At 73.4% G+C, this 1,670-nt stretch carries 1 protein-coding gene and 1 pseudogene; both read left to right on the top strand.

Annotated elements, in window-relative coordinates; all coding sequences use genetic code 11:
* The first annotated feature begins 84 nt into the window (after positions 1-84).
* Positions 85-1,386 carry a cytochrome P450 gene (locus tag HW445_RS30065; RefSeq protein ID WP_180223968.1) on the top strand — a complete coding sequence of 434 codons (1,302 nt, stop codon included), beginning with the start codon at positions 85-87 and terminating at the stop codon, positions 1,384-1,386.
* 136 nt (positions 1,387-1,522) lie between these two features.
* Positions 1,523-1,670 (top strand): annotated as a pseudogene (locus HW445_RS30070) (peptigoglycan-binding protein LysM); the annotation flags it as partial.

The following is a 1,670-nucleotide window of genomic DNA, read 5'->3' on the forward strand; positions in this document are numbered from 1 at the left end:
GTGCGGGGCACGCCCGCACCCCCGGGCGCCCGCCCCGCGTGGGGCAGGAGGAGCCCCCGGCCCCGCGCCGCGTACCGTCGTGGGGTGACCGAGCCACACCCCGCACCGCCCGCCCCGGAACTCTTCACCTGGGAGTTCGCCACCGACCCGTACCCGGCCTACGCCTGGCTGCGCGAGCACGCCCCCGTGCACCGCACCCGTCTGCCCAGCGGCGTGGAGGCCTGGCTGGTCACCCGGTACGCCGACGCGCGGCAGACCCTCGCCGACCCGCGGCTGTCGAAGAACCCCGCGCACCACGACGAGCCCGCGCACGCCCGGAACAGGACCGGCATCCCGGGCGAGCGCAAGGCGGACCTGATGACGCATCTGCTGAACATCGACCCGCCCGACCACACCCGGCTGCGCCGCCTGGTCGCCAAGGCCTTCACCCCGCGCCGCGTCGCGGAGTTCGCGCCCCGCGTGCAGGAGCTCACCGACACCCTGATCGACGGTTTCGCCGCGCGCGGCAGCGCGGACCTGATCCACGAGTTCGCGTTCCCGCTCCCCATCTACGCCATCTGCGACCTGCTCGGCGTCCCCCGCGAGGACCAGGACGACTTCCGGGACTGGGCGGGCATGATGATCCGCCACGGCGGCGGGCCGCGCGGCGGCGTGGCCCGGTCGGTGAAGAAGATGCGCGGCTACCTCGCCGACCTGATCCACCGCAAGCGCGAGGCGCTGCCCGCGGAGCCCACGCCCGGCGAGGACCTCATCTCGGGTCTGATCCGGGCCTCCGACGAGGGGGAGCACCTCACCGAGAACGAGGCCGCCGCGATGGCGTTCATCCTTCTCTTCGCGGGCTTCGAGACGACGGTCAACCTGATCGGCAACGGCACCTACGCGCTGCTCACCCACCCCGCCGAGCGCGACCGGCTGCAGCGTTCGCTGGCCGCGGGCGAGAACGCGCTGCTGGAGACGGGCATCGAGGAACTGCTCCGGTTCGACGGTCCGGTGGAGCTCGCCACCTGGCGGTTCGCCACCGAGCCGCTGACCGTCGGCGGGCAGCGGATCGCGGCCGGCGACCCCGTCCTGGTGGTGCTGGCCGCCGCGGACCGGGACCCGGAGCGCTTCGCCGAGCCGGACACCCTCGACCTGTCCCGCCGCGACAACCAGCATCTGGGCTACGGGCACGGCATCCACTACTGCCTCGGCGCCCCCCTCGCCCGTCTCGAGGGCCGGACGGCGTTGGCGACCTTGCTCACTCGGCTCCCCGACCTCCAACTGGGTGCGGCCCCGGAGGAGTTGCGCTGGCGCGGTGGACTCATCATGCGCGGCCTGCGGACTCTTCCGGTCGAGTTCGCTCCTGAGCCGGGACGAAGTGGAAGCAATAGCTCGACAGTTCTGTGATGTTCGCGTGTTCCTCGCGACATCGAGTTGTGATGGACGATGATCAGCGGCTACGTTCCCGCAGAGACGCGTCGACCCCCCGGCGGGATGCCGGGCCGGGTCCGCGCGGCCATCGCAGTCGACGAAAGGCATCCGCATGCTCTCCGGAAACGGTCGTCACCGCCGCCCCCGTCAGGCGCCCGCGGTCGTCGTCGCGGCCGGCGTGACCGGGTCCGCGCTCGCCCTGCCGCTCTTCGCGGCCACCGGCGCCAGCGCGGCCGACGGGGCGACCTGGGACCGGGTCG

The organism is Streptomyces sp. UH6, from assembly GCF_013421635.1.
GTDB classification, from domain to species: Bacteria; Actinomycetota; Actinomycetes; order Streptomycetales; family Streptomycetaceae; genus Streptomyces; species Streptomyces abyssomicinicus.